General features: G+C 79.0%; 1 pseudogene. It reads left to right on the top strand.

The window, feature by feature from the left end:
• Positions 1 to 481 (top strand): annotated as a pseudogene (locus STRAU_RS34185) (hypothetical protein); the annotation flags it as partial.
• Between the last annotated feature and the right edge of the window lie 277 nt (positions 482 to 758).

Raw genomic sequence — 758 nt, 5'->3', positions numbered from 1 at the left:
CGACTTCGACGCGCTGCTCGCGCCCGCGCTCGGGTCGCCCGGGCGGCCCGCTGCCGGGTCCGTCGTGCGGGCCCTGGAGGCGGTGGCGCGGGACGGGGAACGGCTCGGGGTGCACCTCGTGGTGGCGGCGCGCAGTGAGCGGGCCGGGGCCTCGGAGGTGGGGCGGCGGGCCGGGCTCCTTGTCGCGTTGGACGCGGTGGGGTCCGGGGCGGAGGATCCGGCTCCGGGGCGGGGTGTGCTGCGGGATGTCGACGGGCGGGTGGCCGCGTTCCAGGGCGGGCGGGTCACGGGGCGGATTCCGCGGACGGCGACGTTGCGGCCGACGGTGGTGCCGCTCGAGTGGGAGCGGATGGGGGATCCGCCGGCGCGGAGGCCCGTGCGGGAGCTGGGCAATGGGCCGACGGATCTCGCCCTGCTGGCCAGCGCGCTGGACCGTGCGGCCCGCTCCGTCTCGGCCGACCGGGTGCCGTCCCTGCTGTGACCCCGGGCCGGGGTGGCCGCCGCGTGAACGGCCCCGCCGGCCTGGGCTGTGCCCCGCCCCTGCGCATACGGGCACCGTCGGCCTTGGGCCGTGCCACCCCCCACATACCGGCACCGTCGGCCTGGGCTGTGCCCACCCGTTCCGCCCTGCGGAACGACTGCCCACAGCAGGCACGGCACGGCACGGCACGGAGCAGCTGCCCACGGCGCCGCAGCGGCGGGCAAGCCGCGCCCCACAGCAACAGGCGGGCGGGTGGGAGAAGCCGCCGCGCAGCGGC

It is taken from the genome of Streptomyces aurantiacus JA 4570 (assembly GCF_000414115.1).
GTDB lineage: Bacteria > Actinomycetota > Actinomycetes > Streptomycetales > Streptomycetaceae > Streptomyces > Streptomyces aurantiacus_A.
Note: the sequence above shows the minus strand (reverse complement) of the source record. Positions and strands in the feature narration are given on the sequence as shown.